The 25,278-nt window shown below is 71.3% G+C and carries 21 protein-coding genes and 4 pseudogenes; 15 read left to right on the forward strand and 10 right to left on the reverse strand.

The genetic code is table 11. From position 1 onward, the window contains the following. From ACFYUZ_RS35160 to ACFYUZ_RS35175, 4 genes and pseudogenes are all read right to left on the reverse strand, one after another. A pseudogene (locus ACFYUZ_RS35160) lies at positions 1–412 on the reverse strand (hypothetical protein); the annotation flags it as partial. Between the two features lie 198 nt (positions 413–610). Then, on the reverse strand, positions 611–826 hold the full coding sequence (locus ACFYUZ_RS35165) for a hypothetical protein (RefSeq protein WP_389316217.1): 216 nt from the start codon (positions 824–826) through the stop codon (positions 611–613). Positions 827–1,028: 202 nt separating this feature from the next. Then, positions 1,029–1,832: a phosphatidate cytidylyltransferase gene (locus tag ACFYUZ_RS35170; RefSeq protein WP_389316219.1), complete on the reverse strand. Its 804-nt coding sequence runs from the start codon at positions 1,830–1,832 to the stop codon at positions 1,029–1,031. Beyond that, positions 1,829–3,592: an aminotransferase class I/II-fold pyridoxal phosphate-dependent enzyme gene (locus ACFYUZ_RS35175; RefSeq protein ID WP_389316220.1), complete on the reverse strand. Its 1,764-nt coding sequence runs from the start codon at positions 3,590–3,592 to the stop codon at positions 1,829–1,831. Before ACFYUZ_RS35175 ends, ACFYUZ_RS35170 begins: the two co-directional genes overlap by 4 nt. A gap of 224 nt (positions 3,593–3,816) precedes the next feature. Here ACFYUZ_RS35175 and ACFYUZ_RS35180 point away from each other — a divergent pair, with 224 nt between their 5' ends. The 4 genes from ACFYUZ_RS35180 (at position 3,817) to ACFYUZ_RS35195 (ending at position 6,495) form a co-directional block, all read left to right on the forward strand. Further along, positions 3,817–4,350 (forward strand): YdeI/OmpD-associated family protein, encoded by a 534-nt coding sequence (locus tag ACFYUZ_RS35180; RefSeq protein WP_389316221.1) that lies wholly within the window; start codon positions 3,817–3,819, stop codon positions 4,348–4,350. Positions 4,351–4,435: 85 nt separating this feature from the next. Then, entirely contained in the window at positions 4,436–4,876 is a 441-nt protein-coding gene (locus ACFYUZ_RS35185; RefSeq protein WP_389316223.1) for a DoxX family protein, read from the forward strand. Between the two features lie 292 nt (positions 4,877–5,168). Beyond that, the gene (locus ACFYUZ_RS35190) at positions 5,169–5,579 is read left to right on the forward strand and encodes a hypothetical protein (RefSeq protein ID WP_389316225.1); all 411 of its coding nucleotides are present in this window, start codon (positions 5,169–5,171) and stop codon (positions 5,577–5,579) included. A 175-nt stretch (positions 5,580–5,754) separates the two neighbouring features. Continuing rightward, entirely contained in the window at positions 5,755–6,495 is a 741-nt protein-coding gene (locus tag ACFYUZ_RS35195; RefSeq protein ID WP_389316227.1) for a class I SAM-dependent methyltransferase, read from the forward strand. A 68-nt stretch (positions 6,496–6,563) separates the two neighbouring features. On the opposite strand, the pseudogene ACFYUZ_RS35200 reads toward ACFYUZ_RS35195, so the two are convergent. After that, a pseudogene (locus ACFYUZ_RS35200) lies at positions 6,564–6,851 on the reverse strand (transposase); the annotation flags it as partial. Positions 6,852–7,174: 323 nt separating this feature from the next. Here ACFYUZ_RS35200 and ACFYUZ_RS35205 point away from each other — a divergent pair. After that, positions 7,175–8,392, forward strand: coding sequence for a phosphatidylserine/phosphatidylglycerophosphate/cardiolipin synthase family protein (locus ACFYUZ_RS35205; RefSeq protein WP_389316229.1), 1,218 nt, complete (start codon positions 7,175–7,177; stop codon positions 8,390–8,392). Here ACFYUZ_RS35205 and ACFYUZ_RS35210 read toward each other — a convergent pair. Then, entirely contained in the window at positions 8,383–9,306 is a 924-nt protein-coding gene (locus ACFYUZ_RS35210; protein ID WP_389316231.1) for a YihY/virulence factor BrkB family protein, read from the reverse strand. The two genes, ACFYUZ_RS35205 and ACFYUZ_RS35210, sit on opposite strands and share 10 nt — an antisense overlap. Before the next feature lie 134 nt (positions 9,307–9,440). Here ACFYUZ_RS35210 and ACFYUZ_RS35215 point away from each other — a divergent pair, with 134 nt between their 5' ends. From ACFYUZ_RS35215 to ACFYUZ_RS35235, 5 genes are all read left to right on the forward strand, one after another. Beyond that, on the forward strand, positions 9,441–9,680 hold the full coding sequence (locus ACFYUZ_RS35215) for a hypothetical protein (protein ID WP_389316233.1): 240 nt from the start codon (positions 9,441–9,443) through the stop codon (positions 9,678–9,680). Between the two features lie 225 nt (positions 9,681–9,905). After that, complete coding sequence (locus ACFYUZ_RS35220) at positions 9,906–11,771, forward strand: diacylglycerol kinase family protein (RefSeq protein ID WP_389316234.1); 1,866 nt, start codon at positions 9,906–9,908, stop codon at positions 11,769–11,771. After that, on the forward strand, positions 11,737–12,714 hold the full coding sequence (locus ACFYUZ_RS35225) for a YihY/virulence factor BrkB family protein (RefSeq protein ID WP_389316236.1): 978 nt from the start codon (positions 11,737–11,739) through the stop codon (positions 12,712–12,714). Before ACFYUZ_RS35220 ends, ACFYUZ_RS35225 begins: the two co-directional genes overlap by 35 nt. Positions 12,715–12,760: 46 nt before the next feature. Then, positions 12,761–13,567: a phosphatase PAP2 family protein gene (locus tag ACFYUZ_RS35230; protein WP_389316238.1), complete on the forward strand. Its 807-nt coding sequence runs from the start codon at positions 12,761–12,763 to the stop codon at positions 13,565–13,567. A 769-nt stretch (positions 13,568–14,336) separates the two neighbouring features. Next, positions 14,337–15,923, forward strand: a complete 1,587-nt coding sequence (locus ACFYUZ_RS35235; RefSeq protein ID WP_389316240.1) for a phospholipase — start codon at positions 14,337–14,339, stop codon at positions 15,921–15,923. A gap of 389 nt (positions 15,924–16,312) precedes the next feature. Here ACFYUZ_RS35235 and ACFYUZ_RS35240 read toward each other — a convergent pair whose 3' ends face one another. Beyond that, positions 16,313–16,750, reverse strand: a complete 438-nt coding sequence (locus tag ACFYUZ_RS35240) for an SRPBCC family protein (protein ID WP_389316242.1) — start codon at positions 16,748–16,750, stop codon at positions 16,313–16,315. Positions 16,751–17,534: 784 nt separating this feature from the next. Between ACFYUZ_RS35240 and ACFYUZ_RS35245 the strand changes: the two are divergent. The 4 genes and pseudogenes from ACFYUZ_RS35245 to ACFYUZ_RS35260 form a co-directional block, all read left to right on the forward strand. Further along, positions 17,535–17,924, forward strand: a pseudogene (locus ACFYUZ_RS35245) (hypothetical protein); the annotation flags it as partial. Positions 17,925–18,215: 291 nt separating this feature from the next. Then, positions 18,216–18,524: a DUF6247 family protein gene (locus ACFYUZ_RS35250; RefSeq protein WP_389316244.1), complete on the forward strand. Its 309-nt coding sequence runs from the start codon at positions 18,216–18,218 to the stop codon at positions 18,522–18,524. Next, the gene (locus ACFYUZ_RS35255; RefSeq protein WP_389316246.1) at positions 18,521–18,781 is read left to right on the forward strand and encodes a hypothetical protein; all 261 of its coding nucleotides are present in this window, start codon (positions 18,521–18,523) and stop codon (positions 18,779–18,781) included. Before ACFYUZ_RS35250 ends, ACFYUZ_RS35255 begins: the two co-directional genes overlap by 4 nt. A 37-nt stretch (positions 18,782–18,818) precedes the next feature. Continuing rightward, positions 18,819–19,581 (forward strand): annotated as a pseudogene (locus ACFYUZ_RS35260) (IS5 family transposase); the annotation flags it as partial. Positions 19,582–19,692: 111 nt separating this feature from the next. On the opposite strand, the gene ACFYUZ_RS35265 reads toward ACFYUZ_RS35260, so the two are convergent. Beyond that, a complete protein-coding gene (locus tag ACFYUZ_RS35265) occupies positions 19,693–20,160 on the reverse strand; it encodes an excalibur calcium-binding protein (protein ID WP_389316247.1) in 468 nt (155 codons plus the stop codon). Between the two features lie 396 nt (positions 20,161–20,556). Here ACFYUZ_RS35265 and ACFYUZ_RS35270 point away from each other — a divergent pair, with 396 nt between their 5' ends. Beyond that, a complete protein-coding gene (locus ACFYUZ_RS35270; RefSeq protein ID WP_389316249.1) occupies positions 20,557–21,345 on the forward strand; it encodes a hypothetical protein in 789 nt (262 codons plus the stop codon). Here the strand turns inward: ACFYUZ_RS35270 and ACFYUZ_RS35275 are convergent. Both ACFYUZ_RS35275 and ACFYUZ_RS35280 read right to left on the reverse strand, forming a co-directional pair. Beyond that, on the reverse strand, positions 21,342–22,139 hold the full coding sequence (locus ACFYUZ_RS35275; protein WP_389316250.1) for an alpha/beta fold hydrolase: 798 nt from the start codon (positions 22,137–22,139) through the stop codon (positions 21,342–21,344). The two genes, ACFYUZ_RS35270 and ACFYUZ_RS35275, sit on opposite strands and share 4 nt — an antisense overlap. A gap of 1,261 nt (positions 22,140–23,400) precedes the next feature. Next, entirely contained in the window at positions 23,401–25,254 is a 1,854-nt protein-coding gene (locus ACFYUZ_RS35280; RefSeq protein WP_389316251.1) for an IPT/TIG domain-containing protein, read from the reverse strand. Between the last annotated feature and the right edge of the window lie 24 nt (positions 25,255–25,278).

The following is a 25,278-nucleotide window of genomic DNA, read 5'->3' on the forward strand; positions in this document are numbered from 1 at the left end:
AGAGAACACCACCGCAACGACCAGGAGCCTCGTCTCGTTGCACACCCCTGCTGACCTGCCATTTCACCCCACAGAGACAGGATGAAAACGGCTCAGTGAACTCTCGAGGCGTGAGCTCGCCGGCAAGCATGCGGCGCGCCAGGGCTCGGGCAGCGGCTTCCCGGCCGGCCTCGTCGGCAACCGGATAGAAGGTGAGGCCGAGTTCGTCGAGCGCTGCGGGGAGCAGGTCGTGGACGTCGTAGTCCGCCTCAGCGCGCGTGAGGGCGGCGAGAGTGCGAAGGCCGGGGGTGTCGAGTCCGGCGACGAGCGCATCACAGGCGGCGTTGACGACTTCGATCGCGCGGACTTCTCCCATGCTCCAGAGGGCGGCACGGTCCTGTAGGGCGATTGCTGCCGCTCGGGTCGACGTCATTCACTCATGATCCACTTCAAGGTGCGCCCCGGGCGAGTGGATTTCATCGAAGGTGCCTGTTCCGGAGCCTGCTTCTGTCGTCCAGGCCTTCCTCGGCGCCGAGCCGTCCCGCAGGTGGCCGCCGCGGTGCCGGACGGAGTGCGCGACGAATGGATGGGCTTCCCCCGCCGCTACCTCTGTGACCACGGCATCTCCCTTCTACGCCACCGTCGGCACGGAAGTCTCCTCGTCCGGATCGTCGATGGCGGCCCACCACTTGAGAACCCCGCCCTCCCGTTCGGAGTGATCGGCGTCGAAGGTCACACCGACGAAGCTTTGCTTCTCGTCGGAGCCCTGCTCCCGGATGCCTGTTCCGGGCCGGACCAGACTGCCGTACCGGCCTATGGCGATACGGACCTTGTCGGCGATGAACATCCCGTCCTGCTTCAGCGTGAGGGTGTCCCCGTCGGTCCCGGTCCGCCTGGTCGAGAGTTCGGCTACGCCACGGCAAGGGGGGGCATGATCTGTTCGCGCCGAGCCGTTCCTCCCTTCGATGCGCTTCCGTACGGAAGCCCTTGCCGGTGTGACGGTCGGTACGGATGTTCGTTGATCGCCCCGCCCCGCCCCGCCCCACGGCTCACGTCAGTACCAACAGCACCGCCAGGGCGACAAGGAGGGAGTCGATCCGGTCGAGGAGGCCGCCGGAGCCGGGCAGCCAGCGGCCGGCGTCCTTGACGCGGGCTCCTCGCTTGACCATCGACTCCAGCAGGTCCCCGAGCGGGCCGCCGACCGCCACGGCCACCGCGGTCTGCCACGTCAGGGACGACAGCACGGTGAGGACCAGAAGACCGGCCGCCGCCCCTGCCAGCGTGCCGCTCCACCGTTTGGCGGGCGACAGCGGGGAGAGCCGCGGGCCGCCGAGGCGGCGGCCCGCCGCGTACGCGACGATGTCGGCGATCGAAACGGCCACGAACAGGACGAGCCCGAGGGCGCCGGACGGTACCAGGCCGGCCAGGGCACCCAGCCACACGAGCCCGAGCAGGCCCGCCCCCAGGCGGCGGAGCCCGTGCTCGGCGTCGCCCGCGAACAGCGGCACCCCGGCGATCGCCAGCGCCCCGACCGCCGCCACCCGGACCACCTGGTCGGGGGCCAGCCAGGCGGCCAGGACGAGTGCGACAACCGCTGCGCCGAGCACCGCCCGGTCCACCGGGCCCAGCCGCAGCAGCCCGCCGAACTCCGCCACCGCAACCACCCCGACCACGGCTGTGAGCACCGCGATCCCTGGCGGCCCGAGCCAGAACGCGGCCGTCACCAGTGGCACCGCGAGCGCCCACACGCACCAGCGGACCATCAGCTCGCGGCGTCGGGTCGCCGCCACCGCGACACCCCCGGCCGCCAGTGCCCCGCCGAGGTACGGCACGAGACCCGCGACCGTCGTCACCGCGAGACCGGCGCCGGGACGCCCGACACCATCGCGGCCGGCGCGCGCAGGGCGTCCAGGGCGCTTCGGCACGCCGCCACGATCCGCGCGTTCTCCGCCGTGTCGCGGACGGCGATCCGGACGGTCCGTCCCTCGTACACCGGGGACATCGGCGACAGGTCACGCAGGAACACGTCGTGCCGCCGGCACTCGCGCACCAGCCGCGCCGCACTCGGCCCGTGCGGCGGCAGCGTCACCGTGAGGAAGTTCGCCACACCCTCGTCGACGGAAGAGAATCCGTCCAACTCCCTCAACCCGTCTGCCAGTTCCCGGCGCAGCACATGAGTGCGGGCCCAGCGCTCCGCGTAGTACGCGGGGTCGCGCAGCGCCGTCACGGCAGCCAGCTGGGCCGGCAGGCTCACGGGCCACGGCGGGGTCCAGCGGCGCAACTCCCCGGCCGTCTGCGGATCGGTCACCAGGTACGCGGCCCGCATCCCCGACAGCGCGTACATCTTCGACAGCGAGGTGCAGACCACGACCCGGCCGTCCGCCGAGGCGAGCCCGGCGAGCGAGTCCGCCGGATCGACATAGCCCAGGTACGCCTCGTCGATCCACCACCGGGTCCGCGCGGGCGACGCCTCGATCACCGCGCGCAGCGCGTCGGCCGGGGCGTGGCGGCCGGTCGGATTGTTCGGGTTGACCACCACCACGAGGTCGTACCGCCCGTCGCCGGTCGCGGCGGCGAGCCGAGCGGGATCGAGCAGCCAGCCGTCCTCCCGGCACAGCTGGAGGCGGTCGACACGGCAGCCGACCACCCGCTCGGTGACATGGGCGTACTCCCCGTAGCCGGGGTCGAGCAGGAGCACCCGGCTGCCCGGCGTCAGCCACCGGCCGAACGCCCGGAAGATCAGATCGGACGAGCCCGCCCCGACGACCAGCGACTCCACCGGCAGCCCACGGACCGCGGCGATCTCCGCGAGCAGTCCCTCCGCGCCCGTCGGCGGCGAGGTCCGGGCCGCCCATCCCGGATCCTCCGAAAGGACCGCGCGGACCCCCGGGGACGGCGGGAACCACGCGTCCAGCACATCCGCCGCGACCACCTCGTGACGGCGGGGCAGCGTCCGGAAGTCCGTACCGATCGCCGAGAAGAACGCCCCGCCGTGCTCACAGCCGTCCGCACGCGGCGCGAAGGGCACGTCGAGCCGCCAGTCGAGTCCCGTCCGCAGCCGCTCCAGGGACCGGCCGTGACGCTCCGAGACCGTCCTCGTCAGCTCGGCCACGGAACCGCTCAGCACCTCGAACGAGACCGCGCCCGAACGGACGGTCCGCCCCACCGGCCGCAACCCGGCGGCGAGGTACATGCCGAGCAGCTCCGTGCGTCCCATCGCCACCACCCGGCGGCCGCCCCGCGCCGCGACCCAGCGCAGCGCCGCGTACATGAGGAGCGGCGCCGCCGCGGTGGACCGCCACTGCTCCTCGACGGTCAGGACGCGGATCTCGAACGGCGACTCCTCGGTCAGGACCGGCAGTTCCTCGCGTGTCAGGTACTTGTCGAGGGAGTAGCGGCCGACCCACGGCGGGGTGAGGCTGACGAAGCCGATCGGCGTTTCGCCGCGCGCGGCCACGAGGTAGACGTTGTCGCCGTCGAGTCCGTCGCTCAGCCTCCCCGAGGGATTTACGGGATGCTGGCCGAGCTCCTCCGCGTACACCCGGTGGCGCAGTTCGTGGATCCAGTCGTGATCCCGAGGCGTGGCAGTCCGCAGCTGCAGTGCCTGGTCCATGCGTGTGTCCCCCTGAGACGTTCCGGCGTTCGCGACCCAGCATGGAGGAGTCCGGCGGACGGCACCTGAGTACGCGTACTCAGTCGGACGGCGGGGGAGCCGGAGGCGGTCCGGGCCAGGGTGGAGGAGACGCCGCCGCGCAAAGACCCGTGTGGGGAGCTGGTTTCGGGGCTGGTCAGGATTCGAGAAGCGCTGAAAGCGGTGCGGCTTCTAGCGTGATGGTCATGGCAACCACCACTTCCACCGAGGTCCGCATGTCTCTCTCGTCCGTCACTGTCGAGGGGGCCGATCATGAGGCCGCCCGTCCTGGCACCGGCGGCACGATCACGTTCCGCGCCTGTGTCGAGCCGCCTGAGCCCATGCGGGGTCTGGAAGTGCCGCCCGAGGTGGTGGCGGCGCTGGGAGGCGGCGCGCGGCCGCCGGTGACGATCACCGTCAACGGGCATTCCTGGAAGAGCCGCATCGCGATCCTGCGAGGCCGCCACCTGCTCGGCCTCAGCAACGCCAACCGGCGGGCGGCGGACGTCGCGATCGGCGAGGAGGTCGAGGTCGGCCTCGAGCTCGACAACGAGCCGCGTGTCGTGGTCGAACCGACGGACTTCGCTCGGGCTCTGGACGACGACCCGGTGGCCCGCGCCGCCTACGACGTCCTCGCCTACAGCCGTAAGCGTGAGCACGTGCGCGCGATCGAGAGCGCGAAGAAGCCCGAGACGCGCCGGCGGCGCATCGAGAAGGCCATCACCACCCTGCGGGGCTGACCCGAGAGCAACGACTCCGCACCGGGCCGCGATTCGCCGGTCTGAAGAATCACCCTGCCCACATTTCCCGCTGGAGGAAAGAAACATGTCGAAACGACTCATGAGTGGTGTGTACTGGTTCCTGGCTCTCGAGTTCGCGCTGGGCGCCGTGACCAAGTTCTGGCCGGGCGACACGGTGTTCAGCTCGGCGTACTCCGTGAAGTTCGCCGAGTGGGGATACCCGTCGTGGATGCGCTTCGCCGTCGGTGCCCTGGAAGGTGTCGCCGCCCTCCTGCTCGTGATGCCCGACGGGCGAGCACGGTTCCTGGGTGCCACGACCCTGATGTTCGTCCTCACCGGCGCGGTCACCACCCACATCGTCAACCACGACCCGGCGGTGGAGAGCTGGGCCGCGCCGACCCACCTCGTCATCATGGGCGTCCTCGCGCTGGCCAACTGGCCCGCCGACTGGCGCGACCTCCTGCGGGCTCCTGCCGTGCCGGCGACCCGGACACCACGTGCATCCAGCGAGGCCGACAGCGCCTGATCACGCTGTCGCCCGGCCGGTGCCGGGCGCTTGCCGTCCTGGCGTCCGGCGACATCGTGTGCCGGGACGGACGGGGGATTCTCGCCTGGTCATTCGCTCACGTGAGCGGGTCGAGAGGCAGAGAGCGGCCCAATGACCCAGGGCGGAGCGACTGGACCATCGGACGGGACGGAACTTGAGAGCCTTGACGCCACGGCGGCCGAGGCCGGCTCGACCGGAGGCCGGACAGGCCGGCCGAGGTGGGATGAGAATTCGAGGATCTCGCGGTCGAGGGTGCGAAGAGGGGTTCGTGGTGACAGATGCCGAGTGGGCTCGGATTCGGAGGGGGCTGCGCTTCGGGCAGGTTTTCGAGGGCACCGTGGTGAAGGTTCCCCGGCCCGGCGCGATCGGGATCTTCGTGGACATCGGCCTGAACGTCGGAGGATTCGTCGACGTCCTGTTGCTTCCGGAACAAAGCGACGACTGGCCGACGGAGGGTAAGGTTGCGGATTTCGAGATCTGGTGGGCAGACAGCCATCAGCAGATCCGGCTGAAGCCGTCCGATCCTCGGTATCTCCGGAACGACTTCACAGACTTCGTAAGACGTTTCCGCCCCCATTGGTCATCCGAGGTGGGTCAGCCCGTTCGTGATCCCGGAGCCCCGGCCCTTGATGAGGTGCGGTCCGCGCTGCGACCTGATGGGCCGTCGGCCGGCTTCCCGTGAGTTGTCAGGTGAGCCAGGGATTCGCACCGTCCGGAGCCCTGGGAAACCGGTGTCCGGTCCGGTCTTCCCTGCGAGGCCGACAGGATCATCGCCCGCCGGTAGCGCACGCTGTCTGTGCCGCCCCGTCGCAGACAATCGTGTTGACCGCCTCGGCAGGCGGTGCTTGAGTCGGCGCGTGGACAGCATTTCTGCCAACCGGCGGTTCTGGAACCAGATCAGCAGCGCCTACCAGCACGAGCACGACCCGCAGATCGGCGCGGCGCCCCGGCTGTGGGGCATGTACTCCCTCCCCGACGCGTACCTGCACGCCCTGGGCGACGTCACCGGCAAGCGCGTCCTCGAACTCGGCTGCGGCGCCGGCCAGTGGTCCAGGGCGCTCGCCGCCGAGGGCGCCACCGTGGTCGGGATCGACCTGTCCGAAGCCCAGCTCGCCGCGGCGGCTCGCGCGATGGGAGCGGCCCGCTACCCGCTGGTGCAAGGCGCCGCCGAACACCTTCCGTTCGCCGCCGACAGCTTCGACCTGGTGTTCTGTGACTACGGCGGGCTCAGCTGGGCGCCCCCGCACCTGGCCGTTCCGCAGGCCGCACGCATCCTGCGCCGCGGCGGGCGCCTTGTGTTCAACGTCGCCAGCCCATGGTTCGAAGCCTGCTACGACGAAGCCGCCGGCCGCGTGACCACGACGCTGCGGCAGGACTACTTCGGGCTGAACGCCGTCGCCGAAGCCGACGGCGCGACCAGCTATCAGCTCACCTACGGCGACTGGGTCAAGGTCCTGCGCGGCGCGGGTCTCGTCATCGACGACCTCATCGAGCCGCGGCCCGAACCCGGAACACCCAACGGCTACAACGAGACCGACCCACCCGACTGGGCACACCGCTGGCCGGCGGAACTGCTCTGGGTCACCCACAAACCGTAAGCACCGCCGCCACCAGGACGTGAAGGTACCTCTTTCCTGGTCGGCCCCAGGCAGTGTCCGGAAAGGCAGGGGAGCCAGAGCCGGAGGCAGGCGAGGGTGACCACGGCCTGGAAGCGGACGGCTCGTTTGTCGTGGCGAGTGGCCAGGGCCCGGCTCTGCTTGAGCCGGCCGAAGCAGCGCTCGACCACGCTGCGGCGCCGGTAGAAGGTCCGGTCGAGGCGACAGCGTGTCTCGCCGCGGCGGAGGCGCCCGTTGATCCGGTCGATCCGCTCCGGGATCGTCGCCGCACGCATCTGGGGCGGGATACCCGCCGAGGACCCGGCCGCCGCAGGCCGGGTCCTGGCCTGGCCGCCGCCGGCAGGAACGGTCACAGCGGGATCCGTACGCCTTGTCGCGCGTCATCGGTCAGGACGCCTGCGCGGAGGCGCCCCGGCTGAGCCCGGGCGCCCGGACCGCTCCCGCAGCGCACCGCGACTCCACGCCCTCGATCCCGGACCCGGACGAAAGACGACGCCGGTGGCGTCAGGGACCGGGACCGAGGCGGAGGGCAGCCCGGGCGCGTACCCCTCCCGGCGGCAGGGCGCGGCCCCGTCCCGGGCGATCCCGGAATCCGGCGCCGGGTCCTGGACGCCGTCGGATATGGTCCTGATCGCCATAGGCCCGACCGAGGAGTACCGGTATGCCTGACAGAGAGCCGCCGCTGGGCGGTGCGACGACCGCGACCGCCGACAGCGGCCCGGCAGACGAACGGATCCACCGCATACGCCGACGCCTGGAACGGCTCATCGGGATCGCGGCGACCGAGGGCAATTCCGTACGTCCCCTGCGCAACGGGGACGAGATCTTCGCTGCGATGCTCGGCGCGATCGGAAGTGCCCGTCACACCGTCGACATGATGACCTTCGTCTACTGGCGGGGCGACATCGCGCGGCGATTCGCCGTGGCCCTGTCCGACCGGGCGCGTGCGGGCGTGCGGGTGAGGCTGCTGCTGGACGGGTTCGGCAGCCGCCTGATAGAGCAGGACCTTCTGGACCGGATGAGCGAAGCCGGAGTCGAAGTCGCCTGGTTCCGCAAGCCCCTCTACCTCTCGCCGCTCAAGCAGAACCACCGCTGCCACCGCAAGGTCCTCGTGGTCGACGAGCAGACCGCTTTCACCGGGGGCGTCGGGATCGCCGAGGAATGGTGCGGTGACGCGCGGAACTCCGACGAGTGGCGGGACACGCACGTCGAGGTCCGAGGCCCCGCCGTGGACGGCATCGCCGCCGCCTTCGCCCAGAACTGGGCCGAATGCCATACGGAGCTCTTCGACGAGCGCGACCGCTTCGTGAGCCACCGCCCCAGCGGGAACGCCATCGTGCAGGTGGTCCGCGGCTCGGCCAGCTTCGGCTGGCAGGACATGCAGACCCTGATGCGCGTGATCCTCGAGTCGGCCGAGGAACGGATCCGTCTGGCGACCGCCTACTTCGCCCCCGACGACTACTTCATCGACCTGCTCTGCGCCACGGCCCGCCGCGGCGTGGAAGTCGAGATCCTGCTGCCCGGCCCCCACACGGACAAGCGGGTGTGCCAGCTGGCGGGACAGCACCGCTACGAGGCGCTGACCGCGTGCGGCGTGCGCATCCACCAGTACCAGCCGACCATGATGCACGCGAAGATCATCACCATGGACGGCGTGGTGTCGCTGATCGGCTCGACGAACTTCAACCGTCGCTCGCTCGACCATGACGAAGAGGTCATGCTCGCCGTCATGGACACCGAGTTCACCGCCGCCCTCGACGCGCACTACGACGAGGACCTCGAGGTCAGCGAACTGATCATCCCGGACCGCTGGAAGCGGCGTTCGCTGCTGCAGCGCGCACGGGAGACCGCCGTCCTTCCCATCCGCCGCTACCTGTAGGAGGAAGCGGTCTCGGCGTTCGCCGGCGCCTCGTCGGCCCGTTCCCCGCTCCCCGCGCGCACCGCGTTGAACTGCGCGCCGGCGAGCAGGGCCAGGTTGCTGAACCACAGCCACACAAGGAAGACGACGGTCCCCGCCAGCGAACCGTACAGGCGGCTGTAGGTCCCGAACTGGGTGTAGAGGGTGAAGAGGGCCGAAGCGCTGAGCCACAGGAAGGCCGCCAGGGCACCGCCCGGGAACCCCCGGCGCATGCCGCGGGCTTGGGCGGGCCCGGTCCGGTAGAGGATGAGGATCAGTGCCGTGACGACCACCAGGAGCACGGGCCACCGCAGGAGGGTCATGGCGGCCGTGCTCGAGTGGCCGGCGGCCGCGGCGAGCTGACGGGCCACGGGGCCCGTCGCGACGAGGCTCGCGGCGCCCGCGACGAGCAGGGCCAGCAGCGTGCCGGCGGTGAGGACGAGGACGTGCGCCGCGCGCAGCGGAGGCCGCGTGTCGGGCTGCCGGTGCATCGTGTGCAGGGCGCGACGGAAGACCGCCAGGTAGCTGGAGGCCGACCACAGGGCGCTCAGGACCCCGCTGACGAGCAGTGCCCACAGGGAGGAGGGCGTCGAGGTGAGGCCCTCCAAGGCCTCCCGGAGCGCCTGCGCCGACGGGGGAGGGACGTAGGAGGTGAGGTCGCGGATCAGGTGCTCGCGGGTGGCGGTCCCGGCGAGTCCCACCAGGGAGACCGAGACGAGCAGGGCGGGCACGAGCGCCAGCACCGCGTAGTAGGTGAGGGCCGCCGCGTAGTCGGCGATGTTGTCGTCCCAGAGGCGCACGGCGGTGTTCCACAGGCTGGAGCGGGTGCGCCTGAGCAGCTCGGCGGACCGGTTCCCCGGAGTGCTCCGCCGTGCGCGGAGAGCGTTCGATGTCACGGTGGTTTCCTGCCCGGCGGCATCGCTCTCATCCTTCTTTCCACGCGGTCGGACACCGTCGACGGAGGAGTGAGGACCGGGGAAGGGGGCAGCGGAGAGGTCGAAACCGTGTCTCACCGAACGAGGAGACTCTGATGCGAAGCACCCAGGAACCGGAGCTTCCCGACCCCGTTCCCGCGACGCGGGACCCCGTCACGCCGGACCTGCCCGTTCCGGGGCCGGAGGCACCGGACATCCGGATCGCCGGCAGGGAGCGCCCACGGACCGGCGACGCCGGCGAGGACGGCGAGCGGCAGAAGGACGCCGGCGCACAGGACGAGGACCGCCCGATGGCCGGCCCGGCCACGCCGGCGCCCCGGGAACCGACCGGCTAGGACGCCCCTCCGGCACCTCGTGCGGCCCCCCGGCCGAGACGTCGAGCGGCGGGGGGCGACATGGCGGGCGTCGAGAGGAAGCGCCGCAGCAGCGTGGTTCGGGCGCCCGGCGGAAAACGGCCATGCCGCGGCGCCCCGGCCTCGTCCACGACGCCGCAGGGCCCGGATACGGCCACAACGGCCCACCGGGCGTTTGACCGGCGCCCGTCAGGTAACACGGCGCGAATGACGAACCCGCACGAGGCGGCCAGACCGGGTCGCCCGCTCCTGCTGCTGCCCGTCCAGGCGGCCGCGGTCGCCGCACTGGGGCTGCTGGTGACCGGCCCCCTGGCACACCGCTGGCCGCTGTCGGCGGAAGACGACGTCAACCGCGCCCTCGCCGCCCGTCGTACCCCTCTCGCCACCGCGCTCACCGACGGGGCGTCGCTGCTGGCCGACACGGGGAGCGTGATCGCCCTCACCCTGGTGTGCACGGCGGCACTGCTCCTGGTGCCCCAGGTGCCCCGATGGCGTGAGGCGGCGTTCCTCGCCGTGGCGGTGGCCGCACAGTCCGCCGTCTTCCTGCTCGTCACCCTCGTCGTGAACCGCGAACGCCCCGACGTGCCCCACCTGGACCCGGCGCCGCCGACGTCCAGCTTCCCCTCCGGCCACGTCGGAGCCTCCGTTGCCCTCTTCGGCGGGCTGGCCGTCCTCGCGTCCCGGCGTCTGCAGGGCTTCCGGCGACACCTCGTGGTGGGGCTGTTCCTCGTGATCCCGCTGTTCGTGGCGGCCTCCCGCGTCTACCGCGGCATGCACCACCCCTCCGACGTGGTGGTGGGACTGCTGAACGGCGCCTGCGTGCTGGCCCTCGCGGCTGCCGCCTTGCTGCCGCGCCCCCGGGAGCAGGCGGCGAAGTCCGTCTCCGACCCGTCCGCCTCCTGCGCGCGGCGGGTCGTCGTGGTACGCCACCCGCACGCGTGCGACGACACCACCGCTGACCGCGTACGGGCCCTGCTGCGCGACCACGGATACGCGGAGCAGCGGTGGACGGAGACGACGGCCGCGGATCCCTCCGGCGGCCTCGCCCCGTGCCTCGCCGGGACGGACGCGGATCTGGTCGTCGTCTGCGGCGGGGACGGCACCGTACGAGCCTGCGCGGACGTCCTGGCCGGTACCGGCATCCCCCTGGCGATCGTCCCCTGCGGCACCGGGAACCTCCTCGCCCGCAACCTGCGGCTGCCCGCCGATCCCGTGGCCGCTCTGCGGGAGGCCGTGAACGGGCGGGCCGCCGCGCTCGACGTGGGACGGATGCAGGGCGACGGGATCGCTCCGACCCGGTTCGCGGTCATGGCGGGGGCGGGCTTCGACGCCGCCATGGTCCAGGACGCCTCAGCGCGGCTCAAAGAGCGTCTGGGCTGGGTCGCGTACGTGGTGTCGGCCGTACGGCATCTGGGAGACGCCCGGATGCGGCTGTCGATCCGGCTGGACGGGGGCGCCCGGTTGGACCGGCGGGCCCGCATGGTCGTCATCGGCAACGTCGGGACGCTCCAGGGCGGGCTGCCGCTGTTGCCGGAGGCCCGACCGGACAGCGGCAGGCTGGAGGTCGTCCTGCTCGACCCGCGAGGGCTGACCGGGTGGCTCGCCGCAGCCGGGTACCTCGCCTCGCGCGCACCGGGCGGAAGGCGGCAGCGTGCTGCCGGCCCGGGGGAGCGGTCCCTCGCGCGCGGCGCACTGGAGTACTTCAGCGCCGCCCGGATCGACCTCGAGTTCGCCCGGGCCCAGCCGCGCGAACTCGACGGCGACGTCTTCCCCGCGGGTACCCGGCTGACCGCGGAGGTCGAACCGGGTGCGCTGCGGGTGTACCTGCCGGCCTCGGCGCGGGCGGACGCACCGGCGGGGACGGACACCACGGCAGACGCCCTGGCGGAAGCAGGGTTCCCGGCCCGGGAAGAGGCCCCGGCCCGGGAAGAGGCCCGGAGCGGGGCGGTGCCACCGGGGCCGGCTGCCGTCCGGGCCCGGACGGGGACCTCGGCCGGGTCGGACCTCCCGGCGGGGACCGGAGCGGAAGGAGGAGTCCATGGGCACCGCGACGCGCGTACCACAGCGCAGTGAGGTCGACGCCGTCGAAGCCGCACTGCGTCTGCGGGGGGACGCCCTGTCGGGCGAGGAAGCATGGGCCGCGCTCCGCCACTACGGAGGCTGGGCCCTCGTACGGGACTCCTTCGTACGGTTCCGCTACGCCGACGGGTTCAGCCACTCCCGGGCCCTCGCCCTGCAGACCGTCCTGGCGCTCCTTCCGCTGGCCATCGCCGTCATCGGACTGTCCGGAGTGCTGCACACCGAGGACGTCGGGCGGATCGCCGAGCTGACGATCCACCGGATCAGCGGTCCGAGCCAGGACGTGGTGGACGACGCCCTGCGGGAAAGCCGACGGCACGCAGGGGAGGGCGGCACGGTGGCCCTGTGGCTCGGCCTCCTGTTCTCCGTCGCGAACGTCACCACGGCCATGTGCCAGGTGGAGCGCGGCGCGAACCGCATATACGGCGTGGAGCGCGACCGGCCGTTCCTCCACAAATACGCCCGTGGGCTGGTGATGGCGGTGCTGGCCGGGGTGCCCCTCGGACTGAGCTTCTGCGTCACCGTCCTCGGATCCGACCTGAACCGGGCCCTGATCGAGGTCTATCACCTGGAGCCGTCCACGTCCCGCGCGTGGGACGTGCTGCGCTGGCCCGTGGGGATCCTGCTGGCGGTGATCGCCACCAGCGTCGTCTTCCGCCGCTCGCCCCGACGCGCCCAACCGGGCTACACCTGGCTCGCCTTCGGCGCCACCGTCCACCTGCTGCTGTGGCTGGGCGCCACGTGGGCACTGAGCCTGTACGTCGGCTCCGCGAGCTCCTTCACCACCGTGTACGGGCCGCTGAGCGCGTTCGTGGCACTGCTGTTGTGGTCGTACCTCACTTCGCTCGCGCTGTTCCTGGGCCTTTCCTTCGCCGCCCAGCTGGAGGCCGTACGCGCGGGCGTGGCGACGCCGATCACCGAGGACCCCGGCGTCTGAGCCGACCGGCCCTCCCGCCCCCTGACGGAAAGGAACCGTACCGACCATGACTGAGCGTTCCACCCGGACCCGGAGGCACCGTCCCGGACGGCTCGTGACCGGTCACGGCGGGCCCGACACGAGGTTCGGCGCGCGGTTGGTGGTGGGCGCGGCCCTCACCGCCCTGGCGGCCGTCCCGTTCTCCCTCGCCCTGGTGCTGGTGGAGTCGCGCTGGGCCCCGCTGTACCGTTTCGACCAGGACGTGGCCGAGCGGCTGCACCGTTCCGCACTCGGCAGTCCGGCCTGGGTGCGGGTGCTCGACTTCCTCACGCACGTCGCGTGGGGACCGCTGACGATGCGGCTCCTGGTGGCAGGTGTGGTGGTGTGGCTCCTGCGGCGGCGGGCGTTCCGTCTCGCCGCCTGGGCGGCGGTCACCGCGACGGTCAGCGGGCTGGTGGGGCTGCTGGTCAAGAACGTGGTCGAGCGCGCCCGGCCGCACCTGCCGGAACCCGTCGCCCACGCGCCCGGCTTCTCCTTCCCCTCCGGGCACGCCATGACGGCCACCACCTCCTGTGCGGTCCTGCTGCTGGTCCTGCTCCCTCTGGTCCCGCGCGCCTGGCGGCCGCTGCCGTGGGTCCTGGCGACGGTGGCGGTGCTCGGCGTGAGCTACACGCGCGTCGCGCTGGGGGTGCACTGGGTGAGCGACGTGGTCGGGGGCTGGCTGCTGGGACTGGCCGTGGTGACGGCCACCACCCTCGCTTTCGAGGCCTGGCGCTCCGACATCGGCCGGCCTCGCACCACCCCCGCCGAGGGCCTGGAGCCCGAGATCGTGGCGGACTTCCCGGAGCCGGCGAGCCGGCCCGGCTCCCGGTGACGCGGGATCGAGGGCATCAGAGGGGCGAAGCCCGCAGGCCGTCCCGTTTCTCCCCTGTGCTCGGGAAGCCCCCCACCGGAGCCGGTCCACGCCGGCACGAGATGTCTTCCGTGAACATTCGGCCGACAGAGGAGAAGTGCCGGCTCCACCCGTGCGAGGCGCCCGTGGCACCGAAGGCCGCCGGTCCAGGATCGTGGCGATGCCGCGGTGTCGAAGGACGGCCGGCCCGTCCTGCACGGCCTTGATCTGCTGGGGCTCGCCGTCCGCCGTCCGCTCGCCGCTCGCGGCGTTCACGGACGAGAACCCTCCCGCCCCGTCTCACGAGGTGGTGGTCGAGACGTGGAGCGGGCCCTGCGTGACCGCCCGGCGGAGGGCGAGGCGGCCGAAGGCCTGGTCGGGATGAACGGATACCGGCCAACAGCGGGGTGGCGAAGGCGGGGTGTACGACCCGTTTCGCGGACGTGGGTACGGCTGCCGCTGCCGTTGTCGCCGACGGGGATCGGCCTGCCGGGGGCGGCGCGTTTCCCGGGGGAGCGGTGCTGCGGGGAGCGGTGCTGCGCGGGTCCCGCCGCGTCGGGGGTGCGTCGGGTGACGGACAGGGCCGAGCAAGGCAGTTGGCGTGCGTGGCGCGATACCGGCTGAAAGCGCCTCAGGCCGGGGTGAACTGGTGTCTACGTGCTGGTAACTTACGTGAGTTGATCAAGGTCGAGGCCCCGTCCACGGTGCCGTCGACCTGAGCCACCCCCCCCCAGCAAGGAACCGAACCACATTGGCACCCACCCTCCGCACGATGGCCCTGCCCCTCGCGCTCTCCAGCCTCCTGCTGTCCGCCGCTCCCGCGCTCGCCGACACGCCCACCCCGCACCTCGACGGCGTGGAACAGGCGCTGCGTCAGGTCTCTCCCGGTCTGGAGGGCTCCGTCTGGGAGCGGACGGAGGGCAACCGGCTCGGCGCCTCCGCACCCGGCGGCGCCGACTGGCTGCTCCAGACCCCCGGCTGCTGGGGTGATGCCACGTGCGCCGACCGCTCCGGCTCCCGTCGTCTGCTGGAGAAGGTGCGCGAGGACATCGCCGGGGCCCGGCACAGCGTGGACATATCCACGCTGGCCCCGTTTCCCAACGGCGGCTTCCAGGACGCGATCGTGGCCGGTCTGAAGGAGGCGACGCAGAAGGGCAACCGGCTCCAGGTCCGCATCCTGGTCGGCGCCGCGCCCCTCTACCACGCCAACGTCATCCCGTCCTCGTACCGCGACGAGCTGGTGACCAAGCTCGGACCCGCGGCCGCGGACGTCACCCTCAACGTCGCCTCGATGACGACCTCGAAGACCGGCTTCTCCTGGAACCACTCCAAACTGGTCGTCGTGGACGGCACTTCGGTGATCACCGGCGGCATCAACAGCTGGAAGGACGACTACCTCGACACAGCCCACCCGGTGAACGACGTCGACCTCGCGCTGTCGGGACCGGCCGCCGGCTCCGCCGGCCGTTACCTCGACGCGCTGTGGGACTGGACCTGCCGCAACAAGGGCAGCTGGACCAGCGTCTGGTTCGCCTCCTCCAACGGCGCGGGCTGTCTGCCCACCCTGCCCCGGCCCGCCGCCCCGCCGGCCGACGGCGACGTCCCCGCCCTCGCGGTGGGCGGCCTCGGCGTCGGGATCCGCCAGAGCGACCCGTCCTCGTCGTTCCGGCCCGTCCTGCCCACGGCCTCCGACACCACCTGCGGGATCGGCGTGCACGACTACACCAACGCCGACCGCGACTACGACACGGTCAACCCGGAGGAGACCGCCCTGCGCGCTCTCGTCGCCGGCGCCACCGAGCACATCGAGATCTCGCAGCAGGACATGAACGCGACCTGCCCGCCGCTGCCCCGCTACGACATCCGGCTCTACGACACCCTCGCCGCGAAGCTCGCCGCCGGAGTGAAGGTGCGCATCGTGGTCAGCGACCCGGCCAACCGGGGCACCATCGGAAGCGGCGGCTACTCGCAGATCAAGTCGCTGTCCGAGGTGAGCGACGCCCTGCGCGGCCGCCTGAAGGTCCTGACCGGCGACGAGCCGAAGGCACGGGCGGCGATGTGCCAGAACCTGCAGCTGGCGACCTTCCGCGCCTCGGACAAGCCGACCTGGGCGGACGGCAAGCCGTACGCGCAGCACCACAAGCTGGTCTCCGTGGACGACGCGGCCTTCTACATCGGCTCGAAGAACCTGTACCCGTCCTGGCTCCAGGACTTCGGCTACGTGATCGAGAGCCCCGCCGCCGCCCGCCGGCTGGCGGACGATCTCCTCGCTCCGCAGTGGAAGTACTCGCAGAAGACCGCCACGTACGACTACGCGCGCGGCGTCTGCCAGGGCTGACGCCCCCAGGCCGTGGATCTGGCTGGACGCGGTGCGGCTCGGCAGATCCACGGCACGCTTGTCGGTCCGCAGGGCCGAACCGCACCACGCATTCGAGACATGGTTCCGCCCTGGGCCCCGAGGGGCTCCGACCTCACGACGAAGACGCCGCGCCGCACCGCTCCGCACAGGAGCGCTCCGAGGTTCCCACCGACCTCTTCCCACTGCTGCGGCACGACGGGCGCAGGTCGGTCCGTCCCGGACGGCGTCGGCATCGCATCGTCCGCACCTCCCACCGGTTCCGGCCCGGGAACCAAGGCCTTCGCATCACCCTCGCCCGACCGAGTCGTCTGCGCGGCACGCCTTACCAGGCCGTGTGGAACGCGGCGAGATCCGTGGGGGGAGCCCGGTCACGTGCCCCTCGCCACGGCGGCGGCCGGCAGGCGGGTGGCCACCCCGTCGGCCAGCCGCTCGAACTCCGACCGCAAGAACGGCGTCGCCAACTTCGCGAGGCCCTTGAACGTCAGCGAAGCCCGGTAGGTCAGCCGCGTGCCGTTCCCCTCCACGCCGAAGCGGAGATCGTCGACCGCGGTCACCGTCTTGTTCTCCCCGACGAACCTCAGCCGCGCGGACTCACGCACGTCGAGCCGGTACTCCAGGTCGGTCGTACGGCCCCGGAAGACCGAGGTGTTGCGCCAGCGCGCACCTGCCCGCACCGGCCCGTCGTCAAGCCGTACGCACGACACCGTCCCGGGGTCCCATTCCTCGGTGCGGGCGAAGTCCTCCAAGTACGCCACGAGGTCGGCAAGGGGCAGGCCCACCACGAGAACCCTCTCTACGCTGATCACCGCACGGCCTCCCTCTCCGCCACCGACGCTCCTGCGGCATCTCCGGACACAGATGCTTCCGAGGGTGGGGGAGCCCCGGATGCGGCGGGCCGGGAAAATGTCCGCAGGGTCACGCCGCGGACCGGGCTGTGCGCCATCACCTACGGCGGTTCCTCGCCCCGGCCCTGTTCCCGCTCCAGCAGGTCGGGCACCCCTCGAGCCGGTCGAGGCCGTGCACCGCCCTGGAGACCCGGGCGTTGTCACCGGGCCGCCCGTGGTGACGGTGCGGGAACACGTCACCGCTCATTGCGCCACTTCAGCAAGGACAACGGCGCCGGAACCTCTGCGCCCGAATCCCCTGGCGGACGGCTCGCCCTCCGCTGGAGGTCGCAGGGGCCGCCGGACCTCTGGGACCGGCCCGACGGATACCGGACCTCCTCCTTCGACTGGGAACAGCCCCTGAGCGTCGGCCGCGACGTCTACGACACCTTCGGGGCAGAGGACACCTCCGGGGCAGAGAAGGACGGGGAGGCACACATGGACGACGTCGCCGCGCACACTGCCTCTGCCCGACGACGTCACGGGCCTGTTGCGCACACTGCGCGAACGCCTTGACGAACTCGTCGACGAGGAGCCGTTCGTCGTGCTGAAGGCAGTCGGTCAGCTGGAGGAGATCGTCACCGACCACGGGCCGGATCGCCGCCCGGTACATCGCCGACGGCTCCATGCCGCTGCGAGGTCACCCTCGCCCGCGCGGTAGATGAACGGGGTTGCGGTGGAGCGGTGATCCCGGTGAGGTACTTCCATGGACGGTGCACTCGGGCCGGTGTTCATGACGACCCAGAACGCGATGCTGCATTGCGCTCCAGGCCGTACGGACATCGCGCTCGCGGCGAACTCCGGTTCCTACCACGTCGGTATCGCGGCGGGCGCCGCGCTCGGGGGACTGATCCTGCCCCTTGCCGAGGTACGGGGCACCTTCCTCGTCGGCGGCCTGCTTTCTGTCGCAGCCCGCGCGGTGCCACTCGGCGGGCGGCTGCTGCGTCAACGGCCACCGGTAGTCAACGGCCACCGGGAGGAGGGGTTCGAGCAGGGTCCGCTCGGCGATGATGGTGTCGGAGGGGTAGCGGCTGCGGCGGCGCGAGGAGACGGCCCTAACGGGTGCGGCAAGGTTCGAGATCGGGCTATCGGGTGAGCTGGCTGAGGGCCGCGCGGACGCCGGTGAGCTGCGCGACGGCAAGCTGAACCCGATGCGTAGTCCCATTCGTGGTCCCAGGCCGTAGCCTCCCTGATGACACCTCTGTCCCATGGCGCCGGGCCACGTGAACCGCCCCTGAAACCGCACGGAGCGTCAAGTGTTCTTCCGGCTGCCCATTCGGCGCCGCGACGATGCGGTGGCGTCCGGCCCTGCGATCGCCCTCGAATCTGCACGGCCTGGGTCACGAGGTTCTAGGGTGGCTGGTAGCACTCGCCGCAGGAGGAGCCGATGAGCGCCGAGCCCGATCACACACCTGTCGCCGCGTACGCGCCCGCGCCCGGCGCCCCGGCCGAGCTTCTCGCCCGGCTGCGAGCCGATCGGCGTGCGGACCGGTGGGTCCCCGCCTTCGAAGGGGAATGGGCGGCCGCGTTGGAGGAGTCGCGTCGGACGTTCTCCTTGAACACCCTCTACGAGGTCGTGCACGTCTGGCAGGCCCGTCTCGCTTCCGCCGCCGCGGTCGAAGCGTTCGTGGCCTCCGGCCACGATGAGACCGGGTTCATCGACATGGCCGAGCTCCGCGGCCGGCGGCGCCGGTGAGCACGCAGCCGTATGCGGTCCGCCTCTCGGCCCCGGCCGCGAAGGTCCTCGCCGGACTTCCCGAGCACGCCGAAGAGACGGTCTGGGACCTGCTCGACGCCGCCGCGGCCGACCCGTGGGGCTTCCGCCAGTGGGACCCCGACGACCCCGAGGGCGAAGGCGTCCGGATCGCGTCCGCCGGCCGCCTGTCCGTCATCTACTTCGCCAACCGACCCCTTCGGCACCTGTCCGTCCTGGACATCGCCTGGCTCGGCTAGGACGTGTCTCCTTGATCGGTCGGTCAGTTGATCGGATGTGTCCGTCCGGTTAGTGATCACTGAGGCGATGTGGGACCGGATCGCGCCGCTGATGCCGGCCGACCCGGTACGCGGTCGGCGGTGGGCCGATCACCGCCGGACCTTGGAGGCCATCGCCTGGAAGTACCGGACCTGGTCGCCCTGGCGGGATCTGCCGGACGAGCTCGGCTCGTTCCAGACCGTCCACCAATGGCTGATCAGATGGGCCGTGGACGGAACCCGGGAACGCATCCTCGCCGCGCTCCTGGCAGCGGCCGACGACGGTGACGACATCGGCTGGACCGTGTCGGTGGACTCCACCGTCTGCCGGGCCCACCAGCACGCTGCCGGAGCCAGGGAAAAGGTGCTCCAGGCCGGGCCGAACCCGAAGACCATGCGCTGGACGCTCCCGCGGCGCTCTGAGCACGAAGGTCCACCTCGCCGGCGACAGCCACGCATGGCCCTTGGCCCTCCGTATCACCGCAGGCCAGACAGGTGACGCCCCGGCCTTCGAGACCGTCATGGCCGCCATCCGTGCTCCGCGAAGCGGACCGGGAAGATCGAGGACCCGACCCGATGCGGCCCTGGCCGACCGCGCGTACTCATCCCGCTCATCCCGCGCGATCAGGAAGCACCGTCGCCGACGCGCGATACGTGCCGTCATCCCTCAGCCCGCGGACCAGGCCGGCCTCCGCCTCCACCGCGGCCGGGCCGACGGCCGACCGCCCGCTTTCGACGCCGAGACGTACAAGCAGCGCAACGCGGTCGAACGATCCGTCGACATCGGAGCCTGACCGCCCCGACGACCGCGAGGGCAGCAACACTCCTGTGACCCGCCCCAACAAGGCGGGCAGTGGCGGCCGACCCCACTCGATCGTGCGGTCAAAGTCGGGTCAATCCGCACGGCGCAGGCGTCGTACGGCGAGGTATCCGCCTGCCAGGGCAGCTCCGACGAACAGGGTGAGGCCGACGCCTACGCTGAGACCGGACGGACGGAACGCTCCGCCGATACCCGCCCGGGTGCCGCGGCTCGGAGCGACAGGGCCGGGAACGACAGGGGCCGCCGACTGCAGGGCGGGGGCACTCGGATTCACCGGCGGGACGCCGGTAGCGCTGGGGCCCACGGGCGGCACCGTCTGCATGCCGCGCCTGGGCAGTGCTTCGCAGGCGATGCCGTCATCGGGACCCTGGTCTTCGTCGAGCCGGTTCGGGTCGCTCGGATCCCGGTCGAACACCGCCTGAGCGTCTTCCTGGAAGCGGAAGTCCCGGCAGTCGAGATCCTGAGCGTGAGCGACACCGGACCACGGGGCGACAGAAGCGATGGCCAGAGCTATGCCGGCGACCGTCCTGCGACTGCTCATCGGAAGACCTCCTCGGTGCCCTGCGAGCGTCATCCCACGCTAAGAGCGGCCCATGCCCGAGGCGCGTGACGCTAGGCCAAACGGGCGTCACGCGGGATGGCTCACAGGGCGCAGCTGTGTCCGCGCTGCGCCCCCATCTGCGGCCGACCTCAGCCTTGATCCCGTACTGCTCCCTGCTCGTGCGGGGATGGGCCCTGGTCGGCCGAAGGACGGAAGTGGACCCGCCGCTTCTCCTCGAGTCTGCGGGGATGGTCCTAAGACCTCTGGATGCGGTCGTCCTTGAGGTGAACCATCGGTCAGGCAGCACGTCGGGTGGGGGACCCTGGCCGGGCGATGGTGAAAACTGCTCGTGGTCTAGTGTCCCTCTGATCATTCGTACTGTTCAGAGGCCAGGTCATGCGTACAGGTGCCTTTCGTCGTTCCTCCGGCTTTCTCGTGCTGGCGGCCGCTGTCGTGCTGTCCGCCTCTGCCTGTGCGGCGGAAGCCCAGCCGTCCATGCCGGCGTCGGCATCCGGGCCGTCTGCGCCGCCTGTGGCTTCCCAGTCGCCCATACCGGCGTCGGCATCCGAGCCGGGCGCGGTCTCGTCCCCGGCCGTGGCCCGGCCCGCTCGGCGGCTGACGGCCGAGGAGCTGGTGGAGGCGGCGCTGCCGGTCGGTACGGTTCCGGATTTGATCGGTGAACCGGCCTCTGTCTTCCACACCGGAGCGGACGGTGCGGAAGTCAAGTTTTTGTCCGGGTCTACCTGCCGGGAGATGCTCGATGCCGCGGAGGGCGAGCAGACACCAGCCCCGGCGAAGGCCTTTCAGTTGTTCCGTTGGAAGGGTGACGTCTACGGCGGTAGCTCTCTGCTGGCGTCTTACGAGGGCTCCAGCGCCAAGGAGGTGTTCGCGAAGGTGCGTGAGGGCCTGAAGACCTGCCGGCACTTCGAGCGGCAGAGCCCGGCCGGCCGGTACAAGGCAACGGTCAGCGTTCTTTCCGCCCCGCGACTCGGGGATGAGGCTGTGCGGTTCGAGCTCGCCGCTCCGGTGGAACTGGGGCCGTCCGTGATCGAGTACACCGTGGTACGGGTCGGGAGCACGGTGGCGCGTTTCAGCAAGCTGTCGATCGCCGGCCGCGATGTACGCGCCTTCCCGCCTGTGCTCATCGCAGAGCAGGTCACCCGCCTTCAGAGGGCCCAGGGTTAGGTTGTCTCGTCGGCCTGGCCGGTGGTGAGGGGGGAAGACGCAGGTCCGGCGGCTGCGGGATCGCCAGCCGCACGGGGGCGGCTGTCAGCGCCTGCAGCGCCCGCTCGATGACGTTGGCTCTTGGCCGCATCCACCAGAATGCCGGCCAGCTCGACGGGCCGGCTGAGCGCGACACAGTGACTCGCGGCGATCTCGTGCGGGACCAGACCGAGACGTTTCAGCACGAGCCGACGCAGGAAGTCGGGAGGAAACAAGCGGTCCTCGGTACACAGCACGAATCTGGTCGGCACGGCCGGCCAGGCGTTGAGCGGCCATGGCTGGGCCGATGCGGCCGACGACGGGTGCGCCCGTCCCTTGCTCAGCGCTTCCTGGGCGAGTTCTCGGGGCACGTCGTGGTAGAAGGCGATGTATGGGTCGTCGCTGCCGGTGACGCCGTCCCGGGCAGCCTGGCGCCTCACGGCCTCGGTGTACCCGGTGCTGCTCCACCACTGGTCGGGTGATTCGCCGGGCTCGGGGACCATTCCGGCGACCAGCACCAGTGCTTCGACCGGGCGGCGCACGGAGACCAGGGGCGCGGTGAACGCACCGAACGACTGCCCCACGACCACGAGGCCGTGACGGTCGCCGACCGCCTCGACCACGGCGTCGGCGTAGTCGTCGAGCGTCAGCGAGTCATCGTCTCCCGGAAGGTCCGGAGCCACCACACAGTGCCCGCGCGCCCGCAGCTCTTTCTCGACCAGGTGCCAGTACCAACCGACGTCCCCGGCACCGTGGATCAACACGAACGTACTCACCACACGGCCCCTATCCTCCGCGACACGCCTCTCCGGCCTCCCGTGGGAGAAGCACCCCAGGCTCCCACTGCACGGTCCTGACTGCAGCCCAAGCAAGGCGACATCCCCAGACTCGGTCAGCAGGCACCTCCCATGGTCGCTCACGCACCACTTCCCAACTCATCGGCACGGCCACGCCCAGGCAGTTTCTTGCGGATCACTGCACCAGACCCGACCTGTCGATGATGTGGTGGTTTCATGCGACCTGAGCACTGTGTGACCAGGAATCACATCGAGGCGCGGCATGAAGGTGTGCCGCTGTCGGCACCGGAACGGATCGGGTTCGGGACGGTGCTGCGCGCCTCGCTCCTGCCGATCCTGGTCTGGGCTGGTGTCGCGTGCTTCGTGTACTTCGTCTCCAACCCGCTGGTAGAGACGGTCCTCGGGAGGCTCTTCGTGTTGTCGTTCATCGTGGGGGTCGGGCTGCGTCACAGGGCAAAGCGCTCGGTTCGTCGCAGCGTCTACGGTGCGCTGGGCGGAGTGCCCGACAAGTCCCTGGCAGGGCCGCCGGTGTCGGCGTACTCGAGAAGGGGTCCTGGCGTAACTTCTGTGGAGTCGAGCCGATTGTGTGTCTCCTGGTATTCGCTGACCGAGCCGCGGTCGGCATCTCAGCAGCCGCTGACGCCGTTCACTGCGCAAGGAGCACACGCTTGTGGAGCAGGGCAAGGCCTGCACGGCCGAACAACTGGCGCTTGAGCATCTTGATCCCGTCCAGTCCGACAGATCGTCGCTTCGTCGCGGGTGGGCTTGATCGTGATCTCTGGTTCTTCCAGCCCGGCCCCACCCCCTCGAACAGGCGACTCAACGCTCGACGCCACCACCTACCGATCGCCGGCCCCACGAGATCGACCAGCCTTCATCGGGGCCGGACACCTGTCTTCATCTCTCGTCGACATTCCCGAGCCGGTCGATCACCAACTGCCTCCGCAACCCATCGACAAGCGCTGTTCCTGCAAATGAACGAAGCCAGACCCTCTGCGCACGGTGAAGGGCGTAGGACCGAAGAGCATCGACTACCTGGGAAACCTTGTCGGCCGTGCGCAGGTCGCCGTCGACGTACACCTGCGCGGGCTGGGCATCCGGCACACCGTTCCGGAAAGGACGAGCAACCGGGCCGATCGTCTCAGGACGGTTCCGTGCTCGCCCGGACAGGTCCTGGCCTTGCCCGGAGCAGCACGGAGGCCGGCGCCGGGGATCCCCGGCGCCGGCCTGTTGGGGCGGGTCAGTGGATGCGGATGAGCCCGGCGGTGGCGGTGGCCGCTTCGAGGGCGGGGGTGCCGTGGTAGGTGGCGGTGTAGCCGAGGTTGAGGAGGACGGCGACGACGGGGGAGGGGCCGGTGCAGGTCGCGGTGCCTGCCGCGTTGGTGGTGGCGCTGCACACGGTGGTCGTGCCGACGGCGAACTTCACGGTCGCGCCGCTGACGGGCTTGCCGGTGGTGGTGTCGGTGAGGGTGGCCGACAGGTTCAGGTTGATGTTCAGCTGGCCGGGGGTCAGGGAGAACAGCAGGGGGTCGGCGGTGAGTTTCGTGGTGTCCCGGGTGTAGGTGTAGCGGTCGGCCGGGCTGGTGGTGCTGGTCCCGGCAGGGGTGGTGACGGTGACGTCGGCCGACCCGGCGGTGGTGGCGGCCGGGGAGGTCGCGGTGATCTCGGTGTCGCTGTGGACGGTGAACGAGGCGGCCGGGACGGCGCCGAAGGCGACGGCGGTCGCGCCGGTGAAGCCGGTGCCGGTGAGGGTCACGGTGGTGCCGCCGGCGGCCGGGCCCCGGGCGGGGGTGACGGCGGTGACCGTGGGTGCGGGCCGTTGGTAGGTGTAGGTCCCGGCGGCGACGGTCCGGCCCTTGACGGTCAGCGAAACGCCGACGGTGCCGGGCGTGTGGGCGGGGGCGGTCGCGGTGACGGTGGTGTCGTCGACCACGGTGATGCCGCTGGCGGGGGTGCCGTCGAAGGTGACGGCGGTGGTGCCGGTCAGGTGGCTGCCGGTCAGGGTGACGGTGGTGCCGCCCGTGGCCGGGCCGTGGTCCGGTGAGATGGCGGTGACGGCGGGCGGGACGGCCTTGCCCATCGCCAGGCCCCAGGGGCGGGAACCGGTGGGGACGGTGGCGGTGACCGTGAGCGTCGCGGTGTCGATCACCGACATGGTGTTGACGAAGGTGTTGGTGGCGTAGACACGGGTGCCGTCCGGGTCGGCCAGTACGCCGCTCGTCCCCGCACCGGTCGGGACCGTGGCGACGACGGTGTTGGTCGCCGTGTCCACGACGGAGACGGAGTTGCCACCCCGGTTGGCGACGTAGACGCGTCCTCCGTCGGGTGCGACGGCCACGTTCTGCGGCAGGCTGCCGACGGGGACGGTCGCCGTGACGGTGGCGGTGGCGGTGTCGATCACCGAGAGGCGGTTGTCGTTGTAGTCGGCGACGTAGACGTGGGCGCCGTCGGGACTGACCGCCAGCCCGGCCGCGTTCCCCACGGGAACGGTGGCGGTGACGGTGTTGCTCACGGTGTCGATCACCGACACCGTACTGCTGGAGAAGTTCCCCACGTAGAGTCGGCCGCCGTCCGGGGACAGGCCGACGATGTCCGGGAAGCTGCCGGCCGTGATGGTGGCGGTGACCACCAGGGAGGACGTGTCGATCACGTCGACCCCGCCGGGGTCGGCCGTGCGCACCACGTACGCCCGCCCCCCGTCCGGAGAAATGGCCACCGACTGGGGCGTGCGCCCCACCGCGACGGTGGCGGCGACGGAATTGCTCGCGGTGTCGATCACCGAGACCGTGTCGCTGGCGCCGTTGGCCACCCATGCCTGGGAGCCGTCCGGCGTGAGCGCCACGCCCGTCGGCGCGCTGCCGACCTCGATGGTGGCCACCGTCGACCCGGTCGCCGGGTCATAGGCGCTCACCGTCCCCGCACCGGCATTGGAGATGTAGACCAGCTGCGCCGGCCCGGCCGCGTGCGCCGGGCCGGCGGGAAGCACCGCGCCGACAGCGCCGAGCAGCGCGGCGGTCAGCGCCCCGGCTGTGGCGCGCCATAAGCGGCGCGGCGCTCTGCCACGTGCGTGAGGTCTGTCGATCGTGAATGCCATGAGCTCCGCCTCTCGGAGAGAACT

Source organism: Streptomyces sp. NPDC004266, assembly GCF_042874095.1.
Taxonomy (GTDB): domain Bacteria; phylum Actinomycetota; class Actinomycetes; order Streptomycetales; family Streptomycetaceae; genus Streptomyces.